25 protein-coding genes are annotated in these 25,411 nt (G+C 68.4%); 8 read left to right on the top strand and 17 right to left on the bottom strand.

Annotation, left to right across the window (positions count from 1 at the left end; translation table 11 throughout):
• Nucleotides 1-17 precede the first annotated feature (17 nt).
• The 9 genes from QTI20_RS22025 to QTI20_RS21985 form a co-directional block, all read right to left on the bottom strand.
• Entirely contained in the window at nt 18-845 is an 828-nt protein-coding gene (locus tag QTI20_RS22025; protein ID WP_286554319.1) for a phosphodiesterase, read from the bottom strand.
• Nucleotides 842-1,909: an ABC transporter ATP-binding protein gene (locus tag QTI20_RS22020; protein ID WP_286554320.1), complete on the bottom strand. Its 1,068-nt coding sequence runs from the start codon at nt 1,907-1,909 to the stop codon at nt 842-844. The genes QTI20_RS22025 and QTI20_RS22020 overlap by 4 nt, the downstream gene beginning before the upstream one ends.
• A complete protein-coding gene (locus QTI20_RS22015; protein ID WP_183024602.1) occupies nt 1,899-2,699 on the bottom strand; it encodes an ABC transporter permease in 801 nt (266 codons plus the stop codon). The genes QTI20_RS22020 and QTI20_RS22015 overlap by 11 nt, the downstream gene beginning before the upstream one ends.
• A 15-nt stretch (nt 2,700-2,714) precedes the next feature.
• The gene (locus QTI20_RS22010; protein ID WP_286554322.1) at nt 2,715-3,524 is read right to left on the bottom strand and encodes an ABC transporter permease; all 810 of its coding nucleotides are present in this window, start codon (nt 3,522-3,524) and stop codon (nt 2,715-2,717) included.
• Nucleotides 3,521-4,534, bottom strand: coding sequence for an ABC transporter substrate-binding protein (locus QTI20_RS22005; protein ID WP_183024601.1), 1,014 nt, complete (start codon nt 4,532-4,534; stop codon nt 3,521-3,523). Before QTI20_RS22005 ends, QTI20_RS22010 begins: the two co-directional genes overlap by 4 nt.
• 55 nt (nt 4,535-4,589) lie before the next feature.
• The gene (locus tag QTI20_RS22000; RefSeq protein ID WP_183024600.1) at nt 4,590-5,588 is read right to left on the bottom strand and encodes a LacI family DNA-binding transcriptional regulator; all 999 of its coding nucleotides are present in this window, start codon (nt 5,586-5,588) and stop codon (nt 4,590-4,592) included.
• 125 nt (nt 5,589-5,713) lie between these two features.
• Nucleotides 5,714-6,232 (bottom strand): signal peptidase II, encoded by a 519-nt coding sequence (gene lspA, locus QTI20_RS21995; protein WP_183024599.1) that lies wholly within the window; start codon nt 6,230-6,232, stop codon nt 5,714-5,716.
• Entirely contained in the window at nt 6,232-9,084 is a 2,853-nt protein-coding gene (gene ileS, locus QTI20_RS21990) for an isoleucine--tRNA ligase (RefSeq protein ID WP_286554324.1), read from the bottom strand. Before ileS ends, lspA begins: the two co-directional genes overlap by 1 nt.
• Nucleotides 9,085-9,191: 107 nt before the next feature.
• Nucleotides 9,192-10,217: a bifunctional riboflavin kinase/FAD synthetase gene (locus QTI20_RS21985; protein WP_286554326.1), complete on the bottom strand. Its 1,026-nt coding sequence runs from the start codon at nt 10,215-10,217 to the stop codon at nt 9,192-9,194.
• A gap of 167 nt (nt 10,218-10,384) precedes the next feature.
• Between QTI20_RS21985 and QTI20_RS21980 the strand changes: the two genes are divergently transcribed.
• Nucleotides 10,385-10,945 carry an HNH endonuclease gene (locus tag QTI20_RS21980; protein ID WP_183024596.1) on the top strand — a complete coding sequence of 187 codons (561 nt, stop codon included), beginning with the start codon at nt 10,385-10,387 and terminating at the stop codon, nt 10,943-10,945.
• On the opposite strand, the gene QTI20_RS21975 is transcribed toward QTI20_RS21980, so the two are convergent.
• From QTI20_RS21975 to QTI20_RS21960, 4 genes are all read right to left on the bottom strand, one after another.
• Nucleotides 10,942-11,730, bottom strand: a complete 789-nt coding sequence (locus tag QTI20_RS21975) for an enoyl-CoA hydratase (RefSeq protein WP_286554327.1) — start codon at nt 11,728-11,730, stop codon at nt 10,942-10,944. The genes QTI20_RS21980 and QTI20_RS21975 overlap by 4 nt on opposite strands.
• Before the next feature lie 4 nt (nt 11,731-11,734).
• On the bottom strand, nt 11,735-13,099 hold the full coding sequence (locus QTI20_RS21970; protein ID WP_286554328.1) for an alpha/beta fold hydrolase: 1,365 nt from the start codon (nt 13,097-13,099) through the stop codon (nt 11,735-11,737).
• An 85-nt stretch (nt 13,100-13,184) separates the two neighbouring features.
• On the bottom strand, nt 13,185-14,300 hold the full coding sequence (locus QTI20_RS21965) for an acyl-CoA dehydrogenase family protein (RefSeq protein WP_286554329.1): 1,116 nt from the start codon (nt 14,298-14,300) through the stop codon (nt 13,185-13,187).
• Between the two features lie 12 nt (nt 14,301-14,312).
• Nucleotides 14,313-15,494 (bottom strand): acyl-CoA dehydrogenase family protein, encoded by a 1,182-nt coding sequence (locus tag QTI20_RS21960; RefSeq protein ID WP_183024592.1) that lies wholly within the window; start codon nt 15,492-15,494, stop codon nt 14,313-14,315.
• Nucleotides 15,495-15,648: 154 nt separating this feature from the next.
• Between QTI20_RS21960 and purN the strand changes: the two genes are divergently transcribed.
• Together purN and QTI20_RS21950 are read left to right on the top strand one after the other, a co-directional pair.
• The gene (gene purN, locus QTI20_RS21955) at nt 15,649-16,233 is read left to right on the top strand and encodes a phosphoribosylglycinamide formyltransferase (RefSeq protein WP_286554330.1); all 585 of its coding nucleotides are present in this window, start codon (nt 15,649-15,651) and stop codon (nt 16,231-16,233) included.
• A gap of 38 nt (nt 16,234-16,271) precedes the next feature.
• Entirely contained in the window at nt 16,272-16,610 is a 339-nt protein-coding gene (locus tag QTI20_RS21950; RefSeq protein ID WP_286554333.1) for an I78 family peptidase inhibitor, read from the top strand.
• Between the two features lie 16 nt (nt 16,611-16,626).
• Here QTI20_RS21950 and QTI20_RS21945 read toward each other — a convergent pair whose 3' ends face one another.
• Nucleotides 16,627-16,863 carry a DUF1653 domain-containing protein gene (locus QTI20_RS21945; RefSeq protein WP_183024589.1) on the bottom strand — a complete coding sequence of 79 codons (237 nt, stop codon included), beginning with the start codon at nt 16,861-16,863 and terminating at the stop codon, nt 16,627-16,629.
• A gap of 67 nt (nt 16,864-16,930) precedes the next feature.
• Here QTI20_RS21945 and QTI20_RS21940 point away from each other — a divergent pair, with 67 nt between their 5' ends.
• Both QTI20_RS21940 and QTI20_RS21935 read left to right on the top strand, forming a co-directional pair.
• A complete protein-coding gene (locus QTI20_RS21940) occupies nt 16,931-18,202 on the top strand; it encodes an RsmB/NOP family class I SAM-dependent RNA methyltransferase (protein WP_286554334.1) in 1,272 nt (423 codons plus the stop codon).
• Nucleotides 18,203-18,347: 145 nt separating this feature from the next.
• Entirely contained in the window at nt 18,348-19,562 is a 1,215-nt protein-coding gene (locus tag QTI20_RS21935) for a DesA family fatty acid desaturase (protein WP_183024587.1), read from the top strand.
• 157 nt (nt 19,563-19,719) lie between these two features.
• Here the strand turns inward: QTI20_RS21935 and rpmG are convergent, their stop codons facing one another.
• From rpmG to trxB, 3 genes are all read right to left on the bottom strand, one after another.
• A complete protein-coding gene (rpmG, locus tag QTI20_RS21930; protein ID WP_007830291.1) occupies nt 19,720-19,893 on the bottom strand; it encodes a 50S ribosomal protein L33 in 174 nt (57 codons plus the stop codon).
• An 11-nt stretch (nt 19,894-19,904) separates the two neighbouring features.
• Complete coding sequence (gene rpmB / locus QTI20_RS21925; RefSeq protein WP_007830293.1) at nt 19,905-20,138, bottom strand: 50S ribosomal protein L28; 234 nt, start codon at nt 20,136-20,138, stop codon at nt 19,905-19,907.
• A 254-nt stretch (nt 20,139-20,392) separates the two neighbouring features.
• Nucleotides 20,393-21,343 carry a thioredoxin-disulfide reductase gene (gene trxB, locus QTI20_RS21920; RefSeq protein ID WP_286554336.1) on the bottom strand — a complete coding sequence of 317 codons (951 nt, stop codon included), beginning with the start codon at nt 21,341-21,343 and terminating at the stop codon, nt 20,393-20,395.
• A 162-nt stretch (nt 21,344-21,505) separates the two neighbouring features.
• Between trxB and QTI20_RS21915 the strand changes: the two genes are divergently transcribed.
• The 3 genes from QTI20_RS21915 to lolA all read left to right on the top strand — a co-directional run bounded on the left by QTI20_RS21915 (nt 21,506) and on the right by lolA (nt 25,355).
• On the top strand, nt 21,506-22,180 hold the full coding sequence (locus tag QTI20_RS21915) for a Crp/Fnr family transcriptional regulator (protein ID WP_183024585.1): 675 nt from the start codon (nt 21,506-21,508) through the stop codon (nt 22,178-22,180).
• A 138-nt stretch (nt 22,181-22,318) separates the two neighbouring features.
• On the top strand, nt 22,319-24,697 hold the full coding sequence (locus QTI20_RS21910) for a DNA translocase FtsK (protein WP_286554338.1): 2,379 nt from the start codon (nt 22,319-22,321) through the stop codon (nt 24,695-24,697).
• A 10-nt stretch (nt 24,698-24,707) separates the two neighbouring features.
• A complete protein-coding gene (gene lolA, locus QTI20_RS21905) occupies nt 24,708-25,355 on the top strand; it encodes an outer membrane lipoprotein periplasmic chaperone LolA (RefSeq protein ID WP_286554339.1) in 648 nt (215 codons plus the stop codon).
• Nucleotides 25,356-25,411 lie beyond the last annotated feature (56 nt).

Genomic DNA, 25,411 nt, shown 5'->3' with positions numbered 1-25,411 from the left:
GGCCAGGGACGCCGGGTTCAGTCGATCAAGGCCCCATTCTCATGGAAAGGGTAGGGGCCTTCAAATTCGCCCGCTGCGGCCAGGTGCGTGACCAGCCGTTCGCCGTCCCACGCATGCACGCGGAAGCCCGGCGGCTCGAGGCCCCAGGACGAGGGCGCCTGCGGGTCCAGATCGAGCGTGACCTGGTGGCCGGGTGCCGGCGAGGTCGAGGCGATGGTGCCGCCGAAGCGCACGTCGATCGCGCGGTGCAGGTGGCCGCAGATCACGCGTTCGACGTTGGGATGGCGCGCCACCAAGGCTTCGAGTTCGGCCCGGCCTTCGAGCAGGCCGATGTCGTCCATGTGGCCGATCAGCGTGCGGAAGGGCGGATGGTGCATCGCGATGACCACCGGCTCGCCGCGGCAGGCCGCCAGTTGCGCTTCGAGCCAGGCCAGGCGCGCGGCGTCGAGCGTGCCGTGGCTGTGGCCGGGCACGCAGGTGTCGAGCGTGAGCAGGCGCAGGCGGCCGACCTTCACGCTGTACTGCACGAACTCGCCGACCGCACCGAGGTAGCTGTGGCCGGGGAAGCTGCGGCGCAGCTGGTCGCGGTCGTCGTGGTTGCCGGGCATCAGGTAGACCGGCATGGTCAGCGGCGCCAGCAGCTCGGCCATGTGGGCGTACTCGGCCGCGCGGCCGAAGTCGCTGAGGTCGCCAGTGATCACCACCGCGTCGGGCGCCTGGCGCAGGCGCAGCACGCTCTGCACCGCGCGCTTCAGGTAGGGCGCGGTGTCGATCCGGCCATAGGCCAGCCGGCCGGGTTCGCGGATGTGGAGGTCGGTCAGTTGAACGAGAACGGTGTGGGTCATGCGCTGGCCTCCTCCTGCGAGGTCATGAGGCGGTGGGGTTGGACGCGGATGCCGATGGCATCGCCGGCGTTGAAGGGCGTGTCGCGCACCGCATCGGCCAGCAGGCCCGGCTGGTCGGCCAGGCTCAGGCGCAATTGCACGCGGTCGCCGAGGAAGGTGCGCTGCTCGACGCGGGCCGTGCCCCAGCCGGCCTGGCCGGGCGCGCCGATCTCGACGTCTTCGGGGCGCAGCAGCAGGGTCGGGTGCTTCGTCCAGTCGGCGGGGCATGCAATGGTCGTGCCGCCGAAGGCGAGCACGCCCTGCGCGATGGCTTCGGACGAACGCTCGAGCCGGTTCACCCGGCCCAGGAATTCGGCCACGAAGGGATGGCTGGGCGCGCGGTAGAGGTCCTCGCCGCGGCCGATCTGCACGATGCGGCCGGCACGCATCACGGCCAGCCGGTCGGCGATGGCCATGGCTTCCTGCTGGTCGTGCGTGACGTGGATGGCCGTGATGTGCAGCCGGCGCAGCAGTTCGGCCAGCTCGTCGCGCAGCGACTCCTTGAGCTTGGCGTCGAGCGCGGCCAGCGGCTCGTCGAGCAGCAGCACGCGCGGGCGCACGGCCACGGCGCGGGCCAGGGCCACGCGCTGGCGCTGGCCGCCCGAGAGGTCGGCCGGGCGCTTGTGCTCCAGGCCGGTGAGGCGCGTGAGCTCGACCAGCTCGCCGACCGTGCGGCGCTCGTCGGCCGCGCTCACGCCGCGGATGCGCAGGCCGTAGCCGATGTTGGCGGCCACGCTCAGCTGGGGGAACAGCGCGTAGCTCTGGAACACCATGCCCACGCCGCGCTGCTCGACCGGCTTGTGCGTCACGTCCTGGTCGCCGAAGCGGATGCGGCCGCCCGCGTCCAGCGTCTCGAGGCCGGCGATCAGCCGCAGCAGCGTGGTCTTGCCGCAGCCCGAGGGGCCGAGCAGCGCGAGCACCTCGCCCGGCTCCACATGCAGGTTGGTGGCTTGCAGGCCGCGCGTGCCGTCGGCGTAGGTCTTGGCGACGTTCTCGACGTCGACCGGGATGCGTTCAAGTTCCATAGCGTTTCTGCATGAGATGGGCGAGGGACTGCAGGCCCCAGAGCACCGGAAGGATGACGATGAAGAAGACCAGCGTGTAGGCCGAGCCCACTTCCAGCCGCATCGAGGCGTAGCTGTCGGCCAGGCCCACGGGCAGCGTGCGCGTGAGCGGCGTGTGCAGCATCCAGGTCAGGTTGAATTCGCCGACCGAGAGCGTGAAGACCATCAGGCTGCCCGCGACGATGGCCGGGAACACGGCCGGCACCAGCACGCCGAGGAAGCGCTGGCGGAAGCTCGCGCCCAGCGTGCGCGCGGCTTCTTCCAGTGCGACCAGGTCGTTGCGCTGGAAGGCCGAGGCCACGGTGCGCACCATGAAGGGCAGCGTGAAGACGATGTGGCCGACCAGGATGAAGGCGAAGCTCTGGCGGAAGGCCGTGATCTGGCCGTAGGCCAGGATCAGCGCCAGCGCGGTCGCCAGGCCCGGCACCGCCACCGGCAGCGTGAGCAGCTCCTCGAAGATGCGTGCGGTGCGCGAGCGGCTGCGCGCCAGCGCATAGGCGCAGGGCACCCCCAGCACGATGGTGCCCGCGACGCAGACCAGCGCCAGCGCGAGCGACCAGCCGACGGTGCCGCCGTAGACCTCCCAGACCTCGCCGAACCAGCGGGTCGTGAGGCCGCTCTTGAGGCCCACGCTGTAGTTGTTGACCAGTCCCGCCATCACCGACAGCAGCATCGGCGCGATCATGAAGAAGCTCACGATGGCCGTCACCGCGAACAGGAAGGGCGCCTTGGGTTGCGTGTTCTTTCGCATGCTTGCTCCTCGCCCTCAGCGCACCGTGGGGTTGCCACCGAAATGGCGAGCTATGAAAAGCACCAGCCAGGTCACGACGCCGAGCGCGATCGACAGCGAGGCGGCCAGCGCGAAGTTGGCGTAGTTGGTGAACTCGTTGTAGATGGTGATCGGGATCACCTCGAACTTGCTGGCCAGCGTGAAGGCCGTGCCGAAGGCGCCCATCGAGGTCGCGAACAAAATCGCGCCGCAGGCCAGCGTGGTGGGCACGAGCTCGGGCAGCCACACGTCGCGCACCACGCGCAGGCGCGAGGCGCCCAGCGAGCGGGCCGCTTCCTCGAGCTGCATGTTCATCGACTCCGCGGCCGCCGCGTAGGTGGCGATGGCGCGCGGCAGCGAGAAGTAGAGGTAGGCCAGGAACAGGCCCAGCAGGCCGTAGGCGAAGGTGATGCGCTCGCCCACCAGCGCGTCGGACAGGTCGGCCACCAGGCCTTGCCGGCCGCCCAGCAGGATCACGAAGAAGCCGATGATCACACCGGGAAAGGACAGCGGCAAGGTCAGCAGCGACAGCAGCACGCGCTTGCCCACGAACTCGCGCCGCGCCAGGTACACGCCGACCGCGCCGCCCAGGACCAGCGTGGCCAGCGTCACGCCCAGCGACAGCAGCACGGTGTTGACCATGCTCTGCACATAGCGGCCGTCGGTCAGCACCGCGAAGTAGGTGGCCCAGCCCTTCTCCGCCGGCAGCGCCATCAGGCGCAGCACCGGCAGCAGCCAGAACATCAGGAAGAAGGCGCCGGCCGGGGCTGCGCAGCCCAGCAGCAGCCAGTGCTGCCTGGACTTCAACGCACGTCCTTCAGATAGCGGTCGGAGAAGGCGCGCTGCGCGGCGGCCATGCGGCCGTAGTCGACGGTCTTGGCGCGCGCGTACTCGGCGGCGGGCAGGAACTGGGCCTCGACCTCCTTGGGCATGGCGCTCGCGCGCACCGGGCGCAGGTAGGCCTTGGCCCAGATCGCCTGGCCTTCGTCGGACAGCGTGAAGTCCAGCACCTTCTTCGCCTCGGCCGCGTGCGGCGCCTTGGCCACCATGCTCATCACGTAGGGCACGACCACCGTGCCTTCGGCCGGGATCACGAAGGCCACGTTGGCCTTGTCCTTGTACTTGGCGCGGTAGGCGTTGAAGTCGTAGTCGAGCAGGATCGCGATCTCGCCCGACAGCACGCGCGCGTACGAGGTCTGCTTGGGCACGATGGGCTCGTTCTTCTGCAGCGCCTTGAAGTAGTCGATGGCCGGGCCGAAGTTCTCGAGGTTGCCGCCGCGCGCTTCGTTGACCGCCACCGCGCCGACATAGCCGACGAAGGCCGAGGCCGGGTCGAGGTAGCCGATCAGGCCCTTGTACTCGGGCTTGAGCAGGTCGGCCCACGATTTGGGGATCGGCTTGCCCTTGAGCGCGTCGACGTTGACCATGAAGCCCAGCGTGCCCGAATGGATGCTGAACCAGTTCCCGGCCGGGTCCTTGAGGCCGTCGGGGATGTCCTTGAAGTTGGCCGGCTGGTAGGGCGCGACCACGCCTTCCTTCTGCGCCTGGATGGCGAAGGTCACGCCCAGGTAGGTCACGTCGGCCACCGGGCTGGCCTTCTCGGCGACCATCTGGGCCAGCGCCTGGCCCGAGTTCTTGTTGTCGGCCGGCACGGTGACGCCGGTCTTGGCCTTGATGGCGCGCAGCTGCGTGCCCCAGTCGGCCCATTCGGTCGGGCAGTTGTAGCAGATGGCGGTCTGGGCCATGGTCACGCTGGCGGCGGCGAGGCCGGCGGCCAGCACGCCCAGGCGGGCGATGCGTCGAAGGGTCGAGGACATGGAAGGCTCCTTGGTCTGAAGGGATCGGGTGGGGAGAAAGAAAAAACGAAAGAGGTCAGGCCGGCGCGGCCGCATAGGACTCGCCTTCGCGGAAGGCATGGGGCAGCAGCAGGCTGGCGTCGGCGCCGGGCGCGGTGCCGGCGGCCAGCGCCTTCACCAGCAGTTCCACCGCATGGCGGCCGATGTCGTGGTTGGGCTGGGTCACGGTGCTCAGGGCGGGCGTCAGGTCTTCACCGAGCGCGATGCCGTCGAAGCCCACCACCGCCAGGTCCTGCGGCACGCGCAGGCCGTTGCGGTGCGCGGCGCGGATGCAGCGGATCGCCAGCAGGTCGTTCGAGCAGAACAGGGCGCTGGGGCGCGGCGCGGCCTCGAGATAGTGGCGCACGGCCTCGACCGCGGTCTCGACGAAGGGCACCTCGAGCAGCGGCAGCGCGTCCAGGCCGGCGTCGGCCATGCCCTGCAGGTAGCCGCGATAGCGTTGCTGCGAGCGGTCGGAGGCGGCCAGCGTGCCGCTGACCATGGCGATGCGCCGGTGGCCCAGCCGCACCAGCCGCTCGACCACCTCGGCCGAGGCGCGCTCGCTGTCGACCGAGACGCAGGGATGGGCCGGGTGCCGGTTGTAGGCCAGCACATAGGGCACGGCCGCGCCGTGCAGCCGCTGCAGCGCGACCGAGTTCGAGGGGTTCGAGACCACCAGGATCATCCCGTCGACGTTGCCGGCCAGCAGCTGGTGGACCGAGCGCTGCTCCTCCTCGACTTCGTAGCCGGTGGTGACCGGGATGATCGCGTAGCCGCCGGCCGCCGCGGCCTCGGCGATGCCCTGCAGGCATTCGGCGAAGGTCGGGTTCAGCAGCGTGGGCAGCACCACGCCCAGCACGCGGCTGCGCTGGGTGCGCAAGGTGCGGGCGCTGGCGTTGGGCAGGTAGCCGAGTTCCTTGGCGACGCGCTCGACCAGTTCACGGGTGGCGGGCGCGACCTTGTCGGGGAAGTTGAAGGCCCGCGACACCGTGGCGACGGAGACGCCGGCACGTTCGGCAACGATCTGGATGTTCATCTGTGGTGGCGTAATGTAATCGATTACATTGAAGCACGGCAGTATGACCCGGTGATGACGAACGAGAAAACCGCGTAAACCCTAGGCGGGTCGACGCGGTTTTCGTGAGAAGCGCAGGGGAGGGGCTACTTGCCGCGTTTTACGCGCCGCAGCTCGTCGAGGATCAGGCAGATGGCGCCGATGGTGATGGCGGCATCGGCCACGTTGAAGGCCGGGAAGTGGCGCCCGCCCAGGTGGAAGTCCAGGAAATCCACCACGTAGCCGTGCATCATGCGGTCGACCACGTTGCCCACGGCGCCGCCCAGGATGCAGGCCATGGCGAAGCTGAACAGCTTCTGGCCCGCGTGCGACTTCAGCATCCAGACGATGAAGATCGCGGCCGCCACGCCGATGCCGGTGAACAGCCAGCGCTGCCAGCCCGAGCTGTCGGCCAGGAAGGAGAAGGCCGCGCCGGTGTTGTGCGCGCGCACGATGTTGAAGAAGCCGGTGATCTGGGTCCAGTCGCCCAGCCGGTAGTAGCCCAGGATCAGCGTCTTGGTGAACTGGTCGAGGATGAACAGCACCAGCGCCAGGCCCAGCCAGGGCCAGATGCTGTCGGCCAGGCTCTTGCCCGCACCCCGCTTGGCGGCGACGGCGCGGGCCATCAGGCGACGCTCCGCGCTTCGCCGGCGCCGTAGAGGTTGCTGGTGCAGCGGCCGCACAGCGTCGGGTGCGCCGCATCGTGGCCCACGTCGGCACGCCAGTGCCAGCAGCGCTCGCACTTGGTGTCGGCGCTGGGCTTGACCAGCACCGAGGGCGCGTCGCCGGCCGCCAGCGTGACGGCCGAGGTGATGAACACGAACTTGAGGTCCTCGCCCAGCGAGGCCAGCAGCGCGTGGTCTTCCGGCGTGGCGGTGAGCACCACGTTGGCCTGCAGCGAGGAGCCGACCTGGCCGGTGGCGCGCACCGTCTCGATCTCCTTGTTGACGCTGTCGCGGATCTCGCAGATGCGCGTCCACTTGGCCAGCAGGCCGTCGTCGGGCGTGCCCAGGTCGCTGTAGACCTGCGTGAAGATCGAGGTGCCGGGCTCGCCCGTGCCGACCAGCTTCCAGGCCTCTTCGGCGGTGAAGCTCAGGAAGGGCGCCATCCAGCGCAGCATCGCCTGCGTGATGTGCCACAGCGCGGTCTGCGCGCTGCGGCGCGCCTGCGAGCCGGGCGCGGTGGTGTAGAGCCGGTCCTTGAGCACGTCGAGGTAGAAGCCGCCCAGGTCTTCGGAGCAGTAGATCTGCAGCTTGGCCACCACCGGGTGGAACTCGTAGACCTGGTAGTGGGCCAGGATCTCGGCCTGGAACTCGGCCGCGCGCGCCAGCGCGTAGCGGTCGATTTCCAGCAGCTGGTCGAGCGGCACCGCGTCCTTGGCGATGTCGAAGTCGCTGGTGTTGGCCAGCAGGAAGCGCAGCGTGTTGCGGATCCGGCGGTAGGCGTCGACCACGCGTGCCAGGATCTTGTCGTCGCCCGCGATGTCGCCCGAGTAGTCGCTCGCCGCCACCCACAGGCGGATGATCTCGGCGCCCAGCTTCTTGCTGACCTCCTGCGGGTCGATGCCGTTGCCCAGCGACTTGCTCATCTTGCGGCCCTGGCTGTCGACCGTGAAGCCGTGCGTCAGCAGGCCCTTGTAGGGTGCGCGGCCTTCGAGCGCCGAGGCGATCAGCAGCGACGAATGGAACCAGCCGCGGTGCTGGTCGTGGCCTTCGAGGTAGAGGTCGGCCTCGGGGCCGGTGTCGTGGTGCACGTTGGGGTGGGTGCCGCGCAGCACGTGATAGAAGGTCGAGCCCGAATCGAACCACACCTCGAGGATGTCGGTGCTCTTGGTGTAGCTGGGCGCGTCCTCGGCGCCGAGGATCTCCTCGGCCGTGACGCGGCTCCAGGCCTCGATGCCGCCGCGCTCGACGATGTCGGCGGCCTGGTCGAGGATCTCCATGGTGCGCGGATGCAGCTCGCCCGAATCCTTGTGCAGGAAGAAGGGGATCGGCACCCCCCAGCTGCGCTGGCGCGAGATGCACCAGTCGGGCCGGCCGGCGATCATGTCGTGCAGGCGCGCCTTGCCGTTCTCCGGGTAGAAGCTGGTCTGCTCGATGGCGTCGAGCGCGGTCTGGCGCAGCGTCTTGGGCGCCTTGTCCTTGGTGAACACGCCCTCGCCCTCGTCCATGCGGATGAACCACTGCGCCGCGGCGCGGTAGATCACCGGCGTCTTGTGGCGCCAGCAGTGCGGGTAGCTGTGGGTGATGCCCTCGGTGGCCAGCAGGCGGTTGGCATCGCGCAGCGCGGCGATGATCTCCGGCACGGCCTTCCAGATGTGCTGCCCGCCGAACAGCGGGAAGTCGGGCGCATAGGTGCCGTTGCCCTGCACCGGGTTCAGGATGTCGTCGTAAGCGACGCCGTGGGCGATGCAGGAGTTGAAGTCGTCCACGCCGTAGGCGGGCGAGGAGTGGACCAGGCCGGTGCCGTCGCTGGCGGTGGCGTAGTCGGCCAGGTACACGGGCGACAGGCGCCGGTAGCCGGCATCCACGTCGTACAGCGGATGCTCGAATTCCAGCCCGCCCAGCGCCTCGCCCTTGACCGTGGCCAGCACCTTGCCGTCGAGCGCGTAGCGGGTCATGCACATCTCGACCAGCGAGTTCGCCAGGATCAGCAGGCCGCGCTCGGTGTCGACCAGCGAGTACTCGAGCTCGGGGTTCAGGTTGATGGCCTGGTTGGCCGGGATGGTCCAGGCGGTGGTGGTCCAGATGACCGCGAAGATGTCGCCCAGCACATCGGGGCGGCCGAAGGCTTCGAGCACCTTGGCGCGCTCGTGCGCCTTGAAGGCCACGTCAAGGGTCTGCGACTTCTTGTCGGCGTACTCGATCTCGAACTCGGCCAGCGAGGAGCCGCAGTCGAAGCACCAGTACACGGGCTTCAGGCCGCGGTAGACGAAGCCACGCTCGATCACGCGCTTGAAGGCGCGCAGTTCGCCGGCCTCGTTGGCGAAGTCCATGGTCTTGTACGGATGGTCCCACTCGCCCAGCACGCCCAGGCGCTGGAAGTCGGCCATCTGCTGCGCGATCTGCTCGGTCGCGAAGGCGCGGCTCTTGGCCTGCATGTCGTCGCGGCTCAGGTTGCGGCCGTGCTTCTTCTCGATCGCGTTCTCGATCGGCAGGCCATGGCAGTCCCAGCCCGGCACGTAGAGCGCGTCGAAGCCCTCGAGCTGGCGCGCCTTGGTGATCATGTCCTTGAGGATCTTGTTGACCGCGTGGCCCATGTGGATCTGGCCGTTGGCGTAGGGCGGGCCGTCGTGCAGGATGAACTTGGGCCGGCCGATGCGGGCGTCGCGCAGCCGCTTGTAGAGGCCCTGGTCTTCCCATTCCTTGACCCAGCCCGGCTCGCGCTTGGACATGTCGCCACGCATCGGGAAGGGGGTGTCGGGCAGGTTGAGGGTGGCGCGGTAATCGGTGCCGCCTGCGGTTTTGTTGTCAGCCATGGGGTTTCCAGAAGTCTGCGCTGCGGGGCAGCGCTCGAAGGATCGGGGGAGGGTGCGGCGCCGATGTGACACAAGGGCGGCCGCGCGCGGCGGAAGACGGTTCCGCTTTAAATTCGGTCGCGCGTGGTCTGACGGTGGGTGGACGCGAAGAAGGCGCGTGCATCGACGCCATCCTTGGCGATGCCCGCGGTGAGGGCTTCCAGGCTGGTGTAGCGCAATTCGTCGTGCAGTTTGTGCAGCAGTTCCACGCGGACGATTTTACCGTAGGCCCCTTCCCGCCCCAGTTCGGCGGGCCAATCGAGGCAATGGGTCTCGAGCAGCACGCGCCCCGCGTTGACGTCGTTCGGGTCCAGCGAGGGCCGCACGCCCAGGTTGGCCACGCCCTGCAGCGAGCGTTCGGCCAGCCCGTGCACCAGCACCGCGAAGATGCCGCTGGCGGCCGGTTTCCAGTGCTTGAAGCGCAGGTTGAGCGTGCGGAAGCCGTCGTCGCGGCCCGGGGCGGAGGCGCCCAGCGCCCGGCCCAGCTTGCGGCCGTGCACCACATGGCCCGAGATGGCGTAGGGCCGGCCCAGCAGCGCCTGGGCGTCGGCCATGCGGCCCTCGGCCAGGGCCTCGCGCACCGCCGAGCTCGACACCCGCAGCCCGCGCACCTCGTAGCTGTTCATGCGCGCCACGTCGAAGCCATGCTGTTCGCCGGCCGCGTCGAGCATCGCGTAGTCGCCGGCGCGCTTGGCACCGAAACGGAAATCGTCGCCCACCAGCACGTAGTGCGCGCCCAGGCCCTCGATCAGCACGTTCTGGATGAACTGCTCGGGCGACTGCGCGGCCAGCCGGGCGTCGAAGGGCAGCACGATGGTCTGCGCCACGCCGCAGGCCGCGAGCTCGCCCAGCTTGTCGCGCAGCGTGCCGATGCGCGCGGGCGCCAGCGCCGGCTGCTTGGTGAGCGCCGAGAAGTAGTCGCGCGGATGGGGTTCGAAGGTCAGCACGCAGCTGGGCAGGCCGCGCTGGCGCGCCTCGGTCTGCAGCAGCGCCAGCATGGCCTGGTGGCCACGGTGCACGCCGTCGAAATTGCCGATGGTGAGGGCGCAGGCCGAAGCCACGCCGGGATGCCGGAATCCGCGAAAAACCTGCATGGATCGATCTGATTTTGATAGCGCTGCGCGCCCGCGGAATGGGGCATGGCAGGGCCTGTTGTCACAAAGCCGGTATATTGTGACGCAGTGCGTCACGGCAGGTGCCCTCCGGGGTGCTGCCGTGGTCCGGGTCTCTCCGTGTTCTTCCCTGTGGTCAGGAGGCGTGTGTGAAGGTCTTGAAGCTGTCGGCCCAAGGGCTGCCCCAGTCGTGGATTTCGCTCGAAGAGGCGGTGCTCCACTATGCGGCGGGCGAGGTGCGCTGGGAGGTCGGCGCGCAGGTGGCGGTCTTCCGTGGCGGTCACAACGCGGTCACCGGCCTGCAGTCGCAGATCGCGATCAACAGCATCATCGGCACCAAGGGCGTGCCGCGCATCAACCCCTTCACCCAGCGTCCCGGCCTGAGCAACAGCAAGCTGTTCGCGCGCGACCGCAACGTCTGCGCCTACTGCGGCGGTCATTTCCACGAAGACGAACTCACGCGCGAGCACATCATCCCCTTCGCGCAGAAGGGCATCGACGTCTGGATGAACGTGGTCACGGCCTGCAAGCCCTGCAACCACCGCAAGAGCAGCCGCACGCCCGAGCAGGCCAACATGCCGCTGCTTTACACGCCCTATGTGCCCAGCCTCTGGGAGGACTTCATCCTGCGCAACCGCCGCATCCTGGCCGACCAGATGGAGTTCCTGATGGCGCACCTGCCGCAGAGCTCGCGGCTGCACGACAGCTAGGCTTTCCAGGCCGGCGGGCGCTTCTCGATGAAGGCCTGCACGCCTTCCAGCGCGCTCTCGTCCATCATGTTGCAGGCCATGGTCTGGCTGGCATCGGCCAGCGCGGCCTCGATGCCGGTCTCGAGCTGGCGGTAGAACAGGCCCTTGCCCAGGGCCAGCGCGATGCGCGGCTTGGCGACGATGCTGGCGACCAGCGCTTCGACCTCGGCATCGAGTGCGTCGGGCGGCGCCACGCGGTTGACCAGCCCCTCGTCGCGTGCCTGCCGCGCACTGATGAACTCGCCCGTCACCAGCATCTCGAAAGCCGCCTTGCGCCCCAGGTTGCGCGACAGCGTGACGCTGGGCGTGGCGCAGAACAGGCCCACGTTGACGCCGCTGACCGCGAAGCGCGCGTCGCTCGCGGCCACGGCCAGGTCGCACATCGCCACCAGCTGGCAGCCGGCCGCGGTCGCGATGCCGTGCACGCGCGCGATCACGGGCACCGGCAGGCGCTGGATCCGCAGCATCATCGCGCCGCAACGATCGAACAGCTGCCGGTAGTAGCTCGACGAGGGCTCGGCGCGCATCTCCTTGAGGTCATGCCCGGCGCAGAAGGCTTTGCCGGCGCCGGCGATGACGACCGCGCGCACCTGTTCGTCGGTCGCGATGCCGTCCAGCGCCTCTTCGAGCGCCTTGATCAGGGCCTGCGACAGCGCGTTGAAGGCCGCGGGCCGGTTCAGCGTCAGCGTGACCACGCCGCGTGCGTCGCGCGTCTGCAGCAGGCAAGGCGTCGGGGTGGCGTCCATGGCCTCAGTAGGTGAGTTCGAGCACCGTCACATGGCCCTGCGCCGCGGGCCAGGTCTGGCCGGCGATGCGTTCGCCGTTGAACTCGCCGCCCACCGCGCGCTGCGGCTCGGCCGCGGCGATGCGCAGCCGGGAGCTCGACACGCCCGCGCCCCGGGGCGGCACGCCGGCCGGCGGGCTCTGGCCGTCGAAGCGCAGGGTGTCGCGCTGGGCGTCGAAGTAGCCGCGCGGCCGGGTGAAGACCACCACCGCGTTCGCGCCGGCGTCGGCCGCCGCGAGGCGCTCGGGCCGCAGGTGGATCACGCTGCTGCTGCGCGGGAAGGGGCTGCGGTAGATGTGGGTCACGCCGCCGGCCGCGCTGACCGCGAACTCGTAGAACGCGTCGCCGCGCGCGGCGAAGGGCCCCCAGCGGCCGTCGGCGCCGATGTCCTGGCGGTGCACCGCCTCGCCGCGCCGTGCGCCCGTGGCCGGGTCGACCGCGTAGATGGCGAGCTGCGCGCCGGCCAGCGGCAGGTTCTCCGCGCTGAGCACACGGCCGCCGAGCACCACGCTGGACTCGGGCGCGATGGCCGTGCTGCGCGGCACCTCGCCCGTCAGGAACTGCCAGGTGGCGGCGAAGGCGGCCGGCGAGAACGAGACCTCGCGGTGGTCGACGCGCGGCAGCACCAGGTTGGTCGCGCCCTTGAGCGCCGGCCCGTCGAAGCCGATGTTGGTGGGCTTGCCCGGCGCGCCGATCCAGGCGCCGTCGGGCTGCGCGTACTTGTCGTTGTTGTCCGAGCGCAGGGTCAGCCACCTCACGCCCGGCGTGACCTCGTCGCCGTTCGGCCCCTTGGGCGCATTGAGCTGCTGCATGAAGGGCGAGAGCCCCGAGAACTCGTTGTTCTCGCGGAAGCCCTTGACCGCCCAGATGCCGTGCGCCGGGTTGCCACCCAGCACCACGTGGCTCACCACGGCCGCGCCGCCGCCGTTCTGCACATAGTTGCGTATCGTGTTGCCGCCGCGCGAGTTGCCGACCAGCACCACCTTGCCGGCGCCGGTGGCCTTCAGCACCCGGTCGACCTCGGCCTTCAGGAAGGCGGCCGATTCGGCGCTCGAACTGCGGCCGGGCTGCGCCACCGCGTCGTCGTCGCGTGCCAGCGGCGCGGGCTGGTCGAGCGCGAACAGCCGGTCGCGCGGCCAGCCGTTGGATTCGAAGCGCCAGAGCGTGGTCTGCCACAGCGCGGCCGAATCGCCGTTGCCGTGCATGAAGACGATCGGCGGGCGTTCGGTGCCCAAGCCGGAGGGGGCGGTGGCGCAGGCGGTCAGCATGGCGGCGGCGGCGGCGGCGGTCCCGAGGACGGCCATGGCGAGGAGGGTGCGGCGGGAGGGCATGTTGCGTTCCTGGGGCTGAGGTCCACGTGAAAACGCCCGCCGGCGCAAAAGCGGGCGGGCGTTGGATGCTAAGGGGGAAAGGCCGTCAGGCGAAGACGCCGGCCGTGTCCTGCATGCGGGCCGACACCTCTCCCAGGTGGTGCAGCGTGTCGCCGAAGGTCAGCTCCAGCTGCGTGAGCTTGCGGAAGTAGTGGCTGCCGATGTATTCGTCGGTCACGCCGATGCCGCCGTGCAGCTGCACCGAGTTCGCGGCCACGTAGCGCATCGAGGTGCCCAGCTGGTACTTGGCGCGGGCCAGCGCCTGGCGGCGTTCGTCCGCCGGGGCGTTGAGCTTGAGCGTCGCGTAGTAGCTCATCGAGCGCGCGAGCTCGAGCTGCATCTTCATGTCGGCGACGCGATGGCGCAGCGCCTGGAAGCTGGAGATCACCACGCCGAACTGCTTGCGCTGGTTCAGGTACTCGACCGTGACGTCGACGGTCTTGTCCATCACGCCCACCGCTTCGGCGCAGGTGGCGGCGATGCCCACGTCCACCGCGTACTCGAGCGCGGCCAGGCCGTCGGCCGTGACCAGCGTGGCGTCGGCCTTGTCGAACACCACCTCGGCCGCGCGGCTGCCGTCCTGCGTGCCGTAGCCGCGGGCCTCGACGCCGCTGGCGCTGCGCTCGACCAGGAAGAGGGCGATCTTGCCGTCGAGCTTGGCGGGCACGATGAAGGCATCGGCCTCATCGCCCACGGGCACCAGGCTCTTGGCGCCGGTCAGCGAATGGCCGCTGCCCGACTTCACGGCCGTGGCCTCGCACACGTCGAGGCGGTAGCGCGCCTTGCGCTCCTGGTAGGCCAGCACCACGATGGCCTGGCCGCCCGCGATGCGCGGCAGCCAGTTGTCCTTGAGGTTCCCGTCGGCATAGCCGCCGAGCACCGCGCCCGCGATCAACGTCTGCGCGAAGGGCTCGAGCACGATGCCGCGGCCCAGTTCTTCCATCACGACCATGCCGGCCACCGGGCCCATGCCCAGGCCGCCGTCGTCTTCGGAGATGTACAGGCCGCCCAGGCCGAGTTCGGCCAGTTCGTCCCAGGCCTCGCGCGAGAAGCCGCCCTTGGCCTCGATGCCGCGGCGGCGCTCGAAGTCATAGCCCTTGTCGACCCACTTGCGGACCGCGTCGCGCAGCTGTTCCTGGTCGTCGGTGAAATTGAAGTCCATGTGCGTGTCTCCTCAGCCCAGAACCGTCTGCGCGACGATGTTGCGTTGCACTTCATTGCTGCCACCGTAGATGGTGGTCTTGCGCATGTTGAAGAAGGTCGACGTGAGCGGCGCGAGCGCCGGGTTGCCGCCCGGGAAGTTGCCCTGCCAGCCGGCTTCCATCGCCTCGCGGATCAGCGGCAGCGAATAGGCGCCGCCGGCCAGCATCATCAGTTCGCTGTAGCGCTGCTGGATCTCGCTGCCGCGGATCTTGAGCAGGCCCGCAACGTCGAGCGAGTTCTTGCCCGAGGTGGCGGCCGACAGCACGCGCAGCACCATCATCTCGAGCGCGACGATGTCGACCTCGAGCTTGGCGATCTCGTCGCGGAAGCGCTGGTCTTCGTAGACGCCTTCGCTCTTGGCGATGCGCTTCAAGCGCTCGAGTTCGCGCTTGGCGCGGTTCACGTCGGCGATGTTGGTGCGCTCGTGCGAGAGCAGGTGCTTGGCATAGGTCCAGCCCTTGTTCTCTTCACCGATGAGGTTCTCGGCCGGCACTTCGACGTTGTCGAAGAACACTTCGTTCACTTCATGGCCGCCGTCGAGCAGCTTGATCGGGCGCACGGTGACGCCGGGCGACTTCATGTCCAGCAGCAGGAAGCTGATGCCGGTCTGGGGCTTGCCTTCGTTGCTGGTGCGCACGAGGTTGAACATCCAGTCGCCGTACTGGCCCAGCGTGGTCCAGGTCTTCTGGCCGTTGACGATGTACTTGTCGCCCTGGCGCTCGGCCTTGGTCTTGACCGAGGCCAGGTCGGAGCCCGAGCCGGGTTCGCTGTAGCCCTGGCTCCACCAGACTTCGCCGCTGGCGATGCCGGGCAGGAAGCGCTTCTGCTGTTCGGCATTGCCGAAGGCCATGATCACCGGCGCCACCATCACGGGGCCGAAGGGGATGATGCGCGGCGCGCCGGCCAGCGCGGTCTCTTCCTCGAACAGGTGGCGCTGCACGGCAGTCCAGCCGGGGCCGCCGAATTCCTTGGGCCAGCCGTAGCCCAGCCAGCCCTTCTTGCCGAGGATCTTGGCCCAGCCCTGCAGATCGTCGCGCGTCAGTTCGAGCGCGTTGTGCACCTTGTGCGAAATCTCTGGGGGAAGGTTGTCCTTGACCCAGGCGCGAACTTCTTCGCGGAACTTCTGTTCTTCAGGTGTGAAGCTCAAATCCATGCTTGCCTCGATGGTTGATTCCGTCGCCGCGAGGAGGGCGGCGTGTCTCCGGGATCCGACTTTTTAGCACGGTCGTGCGTGATTCGGGTGTCCGCGCTGCGACAACCCGGCACGCCAGGACCGCAGTGCGGGCGCACGGATAATCCCGCGACCCATGAAAAACATCGTGATCCTGATTTCGGGCGGAGGCTCCAACATGGCCGCCATCGTGCGCGCGGCCACCCAGGAGCGCTGGGCCGAGCGCCTCGACGCGCGCGTCGCCGCCGTCCTGAGCAACAAGCCGGACGCGGGCGGATTGGCCTTCGCCCAGGCCGAGGGCATCGCCACGGCGGTGGTGCCGCACAAGGCCTTCGCGACGCGCGAGGCTTTCGACGCGGCGCTGGCCGAAGCCATCGATGCCCATGCGCCGGCGCTGGTGGTGCTGGCGGGCTTCATGCGCATCCTCACGCCCGGCTTCGTGACGCGTTACGAAGGGCGGCTGCTCAACATCCACCCGTCCTTGCTGCCGGCCTTTCCCGGCCTCGACACCCACCGGCGCGCCATCGAGGCGGGCTGCCGCGTGGCCGGCGCCACGGTGCACCAGGTCACGGCGGAACTCGACCATGGCCCGATCGTCGACCAGGCGGTGGTGCCGGTGCTGGCCGAGGACACGGCCGAGGCCCTGGCCGCGCGCGTGCTGACCCAGGAGCACCGGCTCTATCCGCGCGCGATCGCCCGCTGGCTGGCCCGGGGCCGATGACACAATCCGCTTTTTCCGGGAGTGCCTGAATGATGACGATGATCCAGAGAACGATCGCCCTGTCCTTCGCCGGCCTGCTGGCGGCCTGCGCGGCGCCCGCGCCGGCACCCGCGCCGGTGGTCGAGGCGCCGGCGGCCGCCCGGCCGGCGCCGATGCCCGCGCCCGCGCCGCAGCCCGAATGCAGCGCCGCGGGCGGCCGGTTCGCGGTGGGCCAGACCCTGTCGGCGCCGCTCGAGGCGGCCGCGCGGACGCGCGCCAACGCGGCGGTCTCGCGCGTGCTCAAGCCGGGCCAGGCCGTGACACTGGAGTTCAACAGCGCGCGGCTCAACCTCGAGGTCGACGCCCGCGGCCGCGTGACGGCCGTGCGCTGCGGCTGAGCGCGCCGAAGCGCCCTCAGTCGATCTTGCGGAAGCGGGGCTGCGCGCGCCCCTCGAAGACGATCTCTTCCCCGAACATGGCGGCAGGACGCACCCACAGGCCGCGCTGGCCGTAGAGCGCGCGGTAGAGCGTCATTGGCTCGAGGGTCTCGCTGTGCCGGACGGTGCCGACGACCTCGTACTCGCCACCCTTGTAGTGGCGGTAGCGCCCGGGCGGCGTTTCGATCAGGGGTGGCAGGTCGTGGTCGTTCATGGATGCATTTTCGTGCGTCTTCACGGCCTCGAAGATGGCGAGGGCCCGCGGCTGAGACAATCGGGGCATGCACCCCAAAGCCCTGTTGGAAGCCTGCGCCGATCTGGTCGGCCTTGTCTTGAAGTTCGATCACCCGGCCGATCAGGTCGTTTCCCGATTTTTCCGCGATCACCGCGAATTCGGCCCGCGCGAGCGCGCCACCCTGGCGGAGACCGTTTTCACGGTCCTGCGCAAGAAGCTGCTGTTCGACCACCTGTCGCCTTCGGGCACGGGCTCGAAGGAGCGTCGCATGGCGATCCTGGGCTTTCACGGCCCGCGTGATTTCCTCAAGAGCGCGCTCAACGACACCGAGAAGCGCTGGCTCGACAACTGCGACGCGGTCCGCCCTGACGACCTGCTCGAGCGCCATCGCCACAACCTGCCCGAGTGGCTGGTGGCGCCGCTCAAGGCGCAACTGGGCGACCAGTTCTGGCCCCTGGTCGAGAGCCTGCAGCAGCCGGCGCCGCTCGACCTGCGCGTGAATGCGCTGCACGACAAGCGTCCCGACGTCCAGAAGGAGCTGGCGCTGGCCTCGATCAAGGCCGTGCCCACGCCCTTCTCGCCCTGGGGCCTGCGCATCGACGGCAAGCCCGCGCTGACCAAGCTCGACGCCTTCGCGCGCGGCGCGGTCGAGGTGCAGGACGAAGGCTCGCAGCTGCTGGCCCTGCTGCTCGACGCCAAGCGCGGCGAGATGGTGGTGGACTTCTGCGCCGGTGCCGGCGGCAAGACGCTGGCGATCGGTGCCACCATGCGAAACACCGGCCGGCTCTATGCCTTCGACACCTCGGCGCACCGGCTCGACGCGCTCAAGCCGCGGTTGGCGCGCAGCAAGCTGTCGAACGTCCACCCGGCCGCCATCGCGCACGAGCGCGACGAGCGGATCAAGCGCCTGGCCGGCAAGATCGACCGGGTGCTGGTCGATGCCCCCTGCTCGGGCCTGGGCACGCTGCGGCGCAACCCGGACCTCAAGTGGCGCCAGTCGCCGAAATCGGTCGAGGAGCTGACCGCCAAGCAGACCGCCATCCTGCAGAGCGCCGCGCGGCTGGTGAAATCGGGCGGCCGTCTCGTCTACGCCACATGCAGCGTGCTGCCCGAGGAGAACGAGGCCATCGCCGAGGCCTTCAGCGCCGCCAACCCCGATTTCGAGCCCTTGGAAGCGACCGAACTGCTGACCGGCCTCAAGGTGGCCGGGGCGGAGCAGCTGGGTTCGGGGGGCGAGGCCGCGACGCGGTACCTGCGCCTCTGGCCGCACCGGCACGCGACCGACGGCTTCTTCGCGGCCGTCTGGGCCCGGAAGTAGGGGAACTGCGCCTGGGTTCGGCACTCCAAAGTAGGGGAAAACGCCTGTGGGATCAAGGATTTAGGCCTCTTCGGGGGTCCGGAGCCTTAAAATCGCGGGTTACCTGAGGGCTGCACCTTCGTGCGGCCATGGAGTACTGAATTCAATGTTGCTTCCTGACTCTGCCGTCCTGAGCGCGGCCATCGACTGGCTCGGACACGGCTTGTGGGACATCGCATGGTGGCAGATCGTGCTGTACACGCTCGTCACCACGCACATCACCATCGCCGGCGTGACGATCTTCCTGCACCGCACGCAGACGCACCGGGCCATGGATCTGGGGCCCATCCCCTCGCATTTCTTCCGCTTCTGGCTGTGGCTGGGCACGGGCATGGTGACCAAGGAATGGGTCGCCATCCACCGCAAGCACCACGCCAAGTGCGAGACCGAGGAAGATCCGCACAGCCCGCAGGTCAAGGGCATCGACGAAGTCATGTGGCGCGGCGCCGAGCTGTACCGCAAGGAATCGAAGAACAAGGAAACCATGGCGCGCTACGGCCATGGCACGCCCGACGACTGGATCGAGCGCAACCTCTATTCGCGCTTCAGCTGGCAGGGCGTGGGCCTGATGCTGGTGATCAACCTGGCGCTGTTCGGCGCGGCCGGTGCGGCCGTCTGGGCGGTGCAGATGCTCTGGATCCCGTTCTGGGCCGCCGGCGTGGTCAACGGCATCGGCCACTTCTGGGGCTACCGCAACTTCGAGGCGGTGGATGCCAGCCGCAACATCTCGCCGATCGGCCTGATCATCGGCGGTGAAGAGCTGCACAACAACCACCACACCTACCCGACCTCGGCCAAGTTCTCGGTCAAGAAGTACGAGTTCGACATCGGCTGGCTCTACATCCAGGCCTTCCAGGCCATCGGCTGGGCCAAGGTCAAGAAGGTGCCGCCGAAGATGCTGATCGGCGAAGTGCGCCCGGTGGCCGACGAGAAGACGCTTGAGGCCGTGATCGCCAACCGCTACGAAGTCATGGCCGGCTATGCCCGCGGCATGCGCAGCACCGTCAAGGACGAGCTCGCGCAGCTCAAGGCCAAGGGCGCCGACCTGTCGGTGCTCAAGGCCGCGAACCGCTGGCTGCACCGCGACGACGACAAGGTGCCGGCCGCCGCCAAGCCCAGCCTGGTGCAGGCCCGCGAGGCGCATCCGGTGCTCGACAAGATGGTGACGATGCGCGAAGAGCTGCGCCAGCTGTGGCTCAACACCTCGCAGTCGCGCGAGCAGCTGGCCGTCGACCTGGCGGCCTGGTGCCACCGCGCCGAAGCCAGCGGCATCGCCGCGTTGCACGAGTTCTCGGTCCGCCTGCGCGCCGCCCGCGGCTGAGCGTCCCTCGCCTCCCTTGAAAGCCGGCTTGCGAGCCGGCTTTTTCATGGGCGACGCTTTCGGTGCAGGGCCTGCGAGGCCGCCCATTCTTGGAATGCGATGGACGTAAAAAAACCCGCTGGATCACAGCGGGTTTTTTCGTGGGCCTCAGGCTGAATTACTTCAGCTTGATTTCCTTGTATTCGACATGCTTGCGTGCCTTGGGGTCGAACTTCATGATCGACATCTTTTCAGGCATCGTCTTCTTGTTCTTGCTCGTGGTGTAGAAGTGACCGGTACCCGCGGTGGATTCCAGCTTGATCTTCTCGCGTCCGCCTTTGCTCGTTGCCATGATTCAGCTCCTTAAGCTTGGCCGCGTGCGCGCAGGTCTGCGAGCACGGCATCGATGCCGTTCTTGTCGATCAGGCGCAGTGCAGCGCTCGAAACCCGCAGGCGAACCCAACGGTTTTCGGTTTCGACCCAGAAACGACGGTATTGCAGGTTCGGGAGGAACCGGCGCTTGGTTTTGTTGTTGGCGTGGGAAACATTGTTCCCGACCATCGGGCCCTTGCCCGTGACGTCACATACGCGTGCCATGTGGACACTTCTTTCATAAACAGCTGGCACCCATGGAGCCTTGCCTGAAGCAGGAGGGCTCGCACGCAACAGAAGGCGTTGCGGGATGTTTTGCAGCTTGACCTCGCCAGAAACGGGTGGCGGTACCCCGGCTGCCGCTCACACGTCGACGTTTTTCAACGTGCGCAGATTTCGGCAAAGCCTGAGATTATAGCGCAGCGGGCCTGCTGCGCCTTCCGGTGCGACGGCGGGGCCGCCTTCGCACCGGAAAACGCTCACTCCTGCTCGAGGAAGCGCTGGGCGTCCAGGGCGGCCATGCAGCCCGTGCCGGCGCTGGTGATGGCCTGGCGGTAGATGTTGTCCTGCACGTCACCGGCGGCGAACACGCCGGGCACGCTGGTCATGGTGGCGAAGCCCTGCAGGCCCGAGCGGGTGAGGATGTAGCCGCCCTTCATCTCGAGCTGGCCTTCGAAGATGTCGGTGTTCGGGTGGTGGCCGATCGCGATGAAGCAGCCCTTGAGCGTCAGGTCCTCGGTGGCGCCGGTCTCGGTGCTCTTGAGTCGGATGCCGGTGACGCCGGTGCCGTCGCCCAGCACTTCGTCGAGCGTGTTGTGGGTCTTGAGCACGATCTTGCCTTCGGCCACCTTCTCGTGCAGCTTGTCGACCAGGATCGGCTCGGCCTTGAACTTGTCGCGGCGGTGCACCAGCGTGACCTTGCTCGCGATGTTCGACAGGTACAGCGCTTCTTCCACGGCGGTGTTGCCGCCGCCGATCACGCAGACCTCCTCGTTCTTGTAGAAGAAGCCGTCGCAGGTCGCGCAACCCGAGACACCGCGGCCCATGAAGGCCTCCTCGGAGGGCAGGCCCAGGTACTTGGCCGAGGCGCCGGTCGCGATGATCAGCGCGTCGCAGGTGTAGGTGCCGCTGTCGCCGGTCAGCGTGAACGGGCGCTGGCTGAAGTCGACCTTGTTGATGTGGTCGAAGACGATCTGGGTCTTGAAGCGCTCGGCATGTTCGAGGAAGCGCTGCATCAGTTCGGGGCCCTGCACGCCGTGCACGTCGGCCGGCCAGTTGTCGACTTCCGTCGTGGTCATGAGCTGTCCGCCCTGGGCCATGCCGGTGATCAGCAGGGGCTGCAGATTGGCCCGGGCGGCGTAGACGGCGGCCGTGTAGCCGGCGGGGCCGGAGCCCAGGATGAGGACCTTTGCGTGTGTTGGCGACGTCATATGTGGAAAACTTGGCGTTCTTCCTGTATCAGGGTGTACATTTTGAGGGGTGATAGCTTAGGAGTATCACTTGCAGGGCCGCCTCCGGTGGGAGGCGTTTTCAATGCGTGCGATTGTATTAATCGATAGATTTGAAATCGCGCGCCTCACGGGGACTGATGAATGTCGATGCTGTCCAATCTTGAATTGCTCAGGCGTGTGCCTCTGTTCGCGGCCCTGACGCCGACGCAATCGGCCAGCATTGCCGATGCCATCGTCAAGAAACGTTTTAAGCGCGCCGAGATGGTGGTGGAACAGGGCAAGAAGTCGGATTCTCTCTTCATCATCCTGACCGGACGGGCCCGGGTGATGAGCACCGACAGCCGGGGCCGCGAGGTCATCCTGGCCACGCTGCAGCCGGGCGACTACATCGGCGAGATGAGCCTGATCGACGACGAGCCGCATTCGGCCACGGTGCGCACCGAGGTCCAGACCGACGTGCTGATGCTCGACCGCGACGCCTTCTCCCGCTGCCTGCCGGAGAACTCCTCGATGTCGTACAACATCATGCGCGGACTGGTGCAGCGCCTGCGCCACGCCGACCGCAAGATCGAATCGCTGGCGCTGATGGACGTCTACGGGCGCGTCGCGCGCTCGCTGATCGAGTTCGCGGTCGACGACGGCCAGGGCAACCTCAAGATCCGCGACAAGATCTCGCGCCAGGACCTGGCCAAGATGGTCGGCGCCTCGCGCGAGATGGTCAGCCGCGTCATGAAGGACCTCGAAGAGCGTGGTTTCGTTCAGACACAAGTCGACGGCTCGATGATCGTCAAGGAACGGCTGGCCTCGCTGGCGTGAGCCCACGCGGGGCGGAGGCCCGTTCAGCCGCGCTGTGCCCGTGTGTAACCGCCACGCTCCCGCTCGGACCGTGGCGTTTTCCGTTGTAGGCTCCATGCGCCCGCGGATTCTTTTCGCCGACGGGGCGTTGCGCCATCCATGACCTATTCGCTGAACACACTCCAGTCCTCGACCTCCGGTGAGCCGCCGCCGGTTCGCCTGCGCGCCATGCGCTTCGCCCACGAGATCACGCTGATCGCGGGCTTCGTGGTGCTGCTGTTCTGGCTGATCGCCATGCTCAGCTTCACGCCCTCCGATGCGGCCTGGTCCACCTCCGGCACCGGCGGCGAGATCAAGAACTGGGGCGGGCGCATCGGGGCCTGGGTGGCCGACGGCAGCTACTTCCTGGCCGGCTATTCGGTCTGGTGGTGCCTGGCGGCGGGTCTGCGGGTGTGGCTGTCCTCGCTGGCCGGCTGGCTGCGCGGCGGTGAAGCCGGCGGCGGCACGCCACCCGCGCCCCTGGGCCGCTTCAACCGCAGCCGCCTGGCCTTCTGGTTCGGCCTGGTGCTGCTGCTGTGCGCCAGCGCGGTGCTCGAGTGGTCGCGCCTCTACCGGCTCGAATTCCGCCTGCCGGGCCATGGCGGCGGCGTGCTGGGCTATTTCGTCGGCCCGATGAGCGTCAAGTGGATGGGCTTCACCGGTTCGGCGCTGATCGCGATCGCCGCCGGCGTGATCGGCTCGGCGCTGGTCTTCCGTTTTTCCTGGAGCCACATCGCCGAGCGCATCGGCGAGCGGGTCTATTCGCTGTTCGAGTCGCGGCGCGAGAAGCGCGAGATCGCCGAGGACATCAAGCTGGGCCGGCAGGCCGCGCGCGAGCGCGAGGAGGTCGGTTCGCTGGACGATCCCCGGGCCAACGAGCCGATGCTCGACGAGGCGGCCGAGCCGCGGCCGCGCCGCCGGCCCGCGTCGCCGCCGGTGCAGATCGAGCCCGCGCTGGCCGAGGTGCCCAAGAGCGAGCGCGTGGCCAAGGAGCGGCAGAAGCCGCTGTTCCGCGAGCTGCCCGACAGCAAGCTGCCGCAGGTCGACCTGCTCGACGCGGCCCAGCTGCGCCAGGAGACCGTCTCCAGCGACACGCTCGAGATGACCTCGCGCATGATCGAGAAGAAGCTCAAGGACTTCGGCGTCGAGGTGCGCGTGGTGCTGGCTTCGCCCGGCCCGGTGATCACCCGCTACGAGATCGAGCCCGCCACGGGCGTCAAGGGCTCGCAGATCGTCGGCTTGGCCAAGGACCTGGCGCGCTCGCTGTCGCTGGTGTCGATCCGGGTGGTCGAGACCATCCCGGGCAAGAACTACATGGCGCTCGAGCTGCCCAACGCCAAGCGCCAATCGATCAAGCTCAGCGAGATCCTGGGTTCGCAGGTCTACAACGAAGGCAAGTCCTTCCTGACCATGGGCCTGGGCAAGGACATCATCGGCAACCCGGTGGTGGCCGACCTGGCCAAGATGCCGCACGTGCTGGTGGCCGGCACCACCGGCTCGGGCAAGTCGGTGGGCATCAACGCGATGATCCTGAGCCTGCTCTACAAGGCCGAGGCGCGCGACGTGCGCCTGCTCATGATCGATCCCAAGATGCTCGAGATGTCGGTCTACGAAGGCATCCCGCACCTGCTGGCGCCGGTGGTGACCGACATGCGCCAGGCGGCGCACGGCCTGACCTGGTGCGTGGCCGAGATGGAACGCCGCTACAAGCTCATGAGCAAGCTGGGCGTGCGCAACCTGGCTGGCTACAACGCGAAGATCGACGAAGCCAAGGCGCGCGAGGAGTTCATCTACAACCCCTTCAGCCTCACGCCCGACGATCCGGAACCGCTCAAGCGCGAGCCGCACATCGTGGTGGTGATCGACGAGCTGGCCGACCTGATGATGGTGGTCGGCAAGAAGATCGAAGAGCTGATCGCCCGCCTCGCGCAGAAGGCGCGCGCCGCCGGCATCCACCTGATCCTGGCCACGCAGCGGCCCAGCGTGGACGTGATCACCGGCCTGATCAAGGCCAACATCCCGACCCGGATCGCGTTCCAGGTCTCGAGCAAGATCGACAGCCGCACCATCCTCGACCAGATGGGCGCCGAGGCCTTGCTGGGCATGGGTGACATGCTTTACATGCCGAGCGGTACGGGCTTGCCGATCCGGGTGCATGGTGCGTTCGTGAGCGACGAGGAAGTGCACCGCGTGGTGGCCTACCTCAAGAGCCAGGGCGAGCCCGACTACATCGAGGGCGTGCTCGAAGGGGGAACCGTCGACGGCGACGGCGATCTACTGGGTGAAGGTGGCGATGCCGAGAAGGACCCGATGTACGACCAGGCGGTCGAGGTCGTGCTCAAGAACCGCAAGGCCAGCATCTCGCTGGTGCAGCGCCACCTGAAGATCGGCTACAACCGCGCGGCGCGGCTGGTCGAGGACATGGAAAAAGCCGGGTTGGTCAGTGCCATGAGCGGCGCCGGCCAGCGCGAAATCCTGGTGCCCGCGCGCACCGAGTGAACGGAGCGGAATGTTGTTGTCATTGTTGAAGAAGTCACTGGTCGGCCTTGGCGTTGCGGGCGCGACGCTGAGCGTCTGGGCCGGCGGCATGGAGAGCCTCGAGGCCTTCGTGAAGAACGTGAAGTCCGGCCGGGCCGAGTTCACCCAGACCGTGACCGCGCCGACCCGGGAAGGCGAACCCGCGCGCGCCAAGGTGTCGACCGGCACCTTCGCCTTCCAGCGCCCGGGCCAGTTCAAGTTCGACTACCAGAAGCCCTTCGCGCAGACCATCGTGGCCGACGGGAAAAACCTGTGGCTCTACGACGTCGACCTGAACCAGGTCACGCAGCGCGCCCAGGCCCAGGCCCTGGGCTCGACCCCCGCCGCGCTGATCGCGGCCGCGCCCGACCTGCGCGCGCTGCAGGCCGATTTCACGCTCGAATCGGCGCCCGAGCGCGACGGCCTGCAGTGGGTCAAGGCCACGCCCAAGGCCAAGGACGGCCAGTTGCAGGGCATCCAGGTCGGCTTCCAGGGCGAGGCGCTGGCGGTGCTCGAGATCCAGGACAGCTTCGGCCAGCGTTCGGTGCTCAAGTTCGGCAAGGTCGAAGTGAACCCGGCCCTGCCCGCGGGCACCTTCGTCTTCAAGGCGCCGGCCGGCGCCGACGTCCTCAAGCCCTGAACGGGCACTGCACCGCCGCCGCCGTGGCCGGGCGGCCGCGGCGAGAATGCTGACCC

The sequence above is a fragment of the Variovorax sp. J2P1-31 genome, assembly GCF_030317215.1.
Taxonomy (GTDB): Bacteria; Pseudomonadota; Gammaproteobacteria; order Burkholderiales; family Burkholderiaceae_C; genus Variovorax.
The sequence above is the reverse complement of the archived record's forward strand: the minus strand, read 5'-3'. Positions and strand labels throughout refer to the sequence as shown.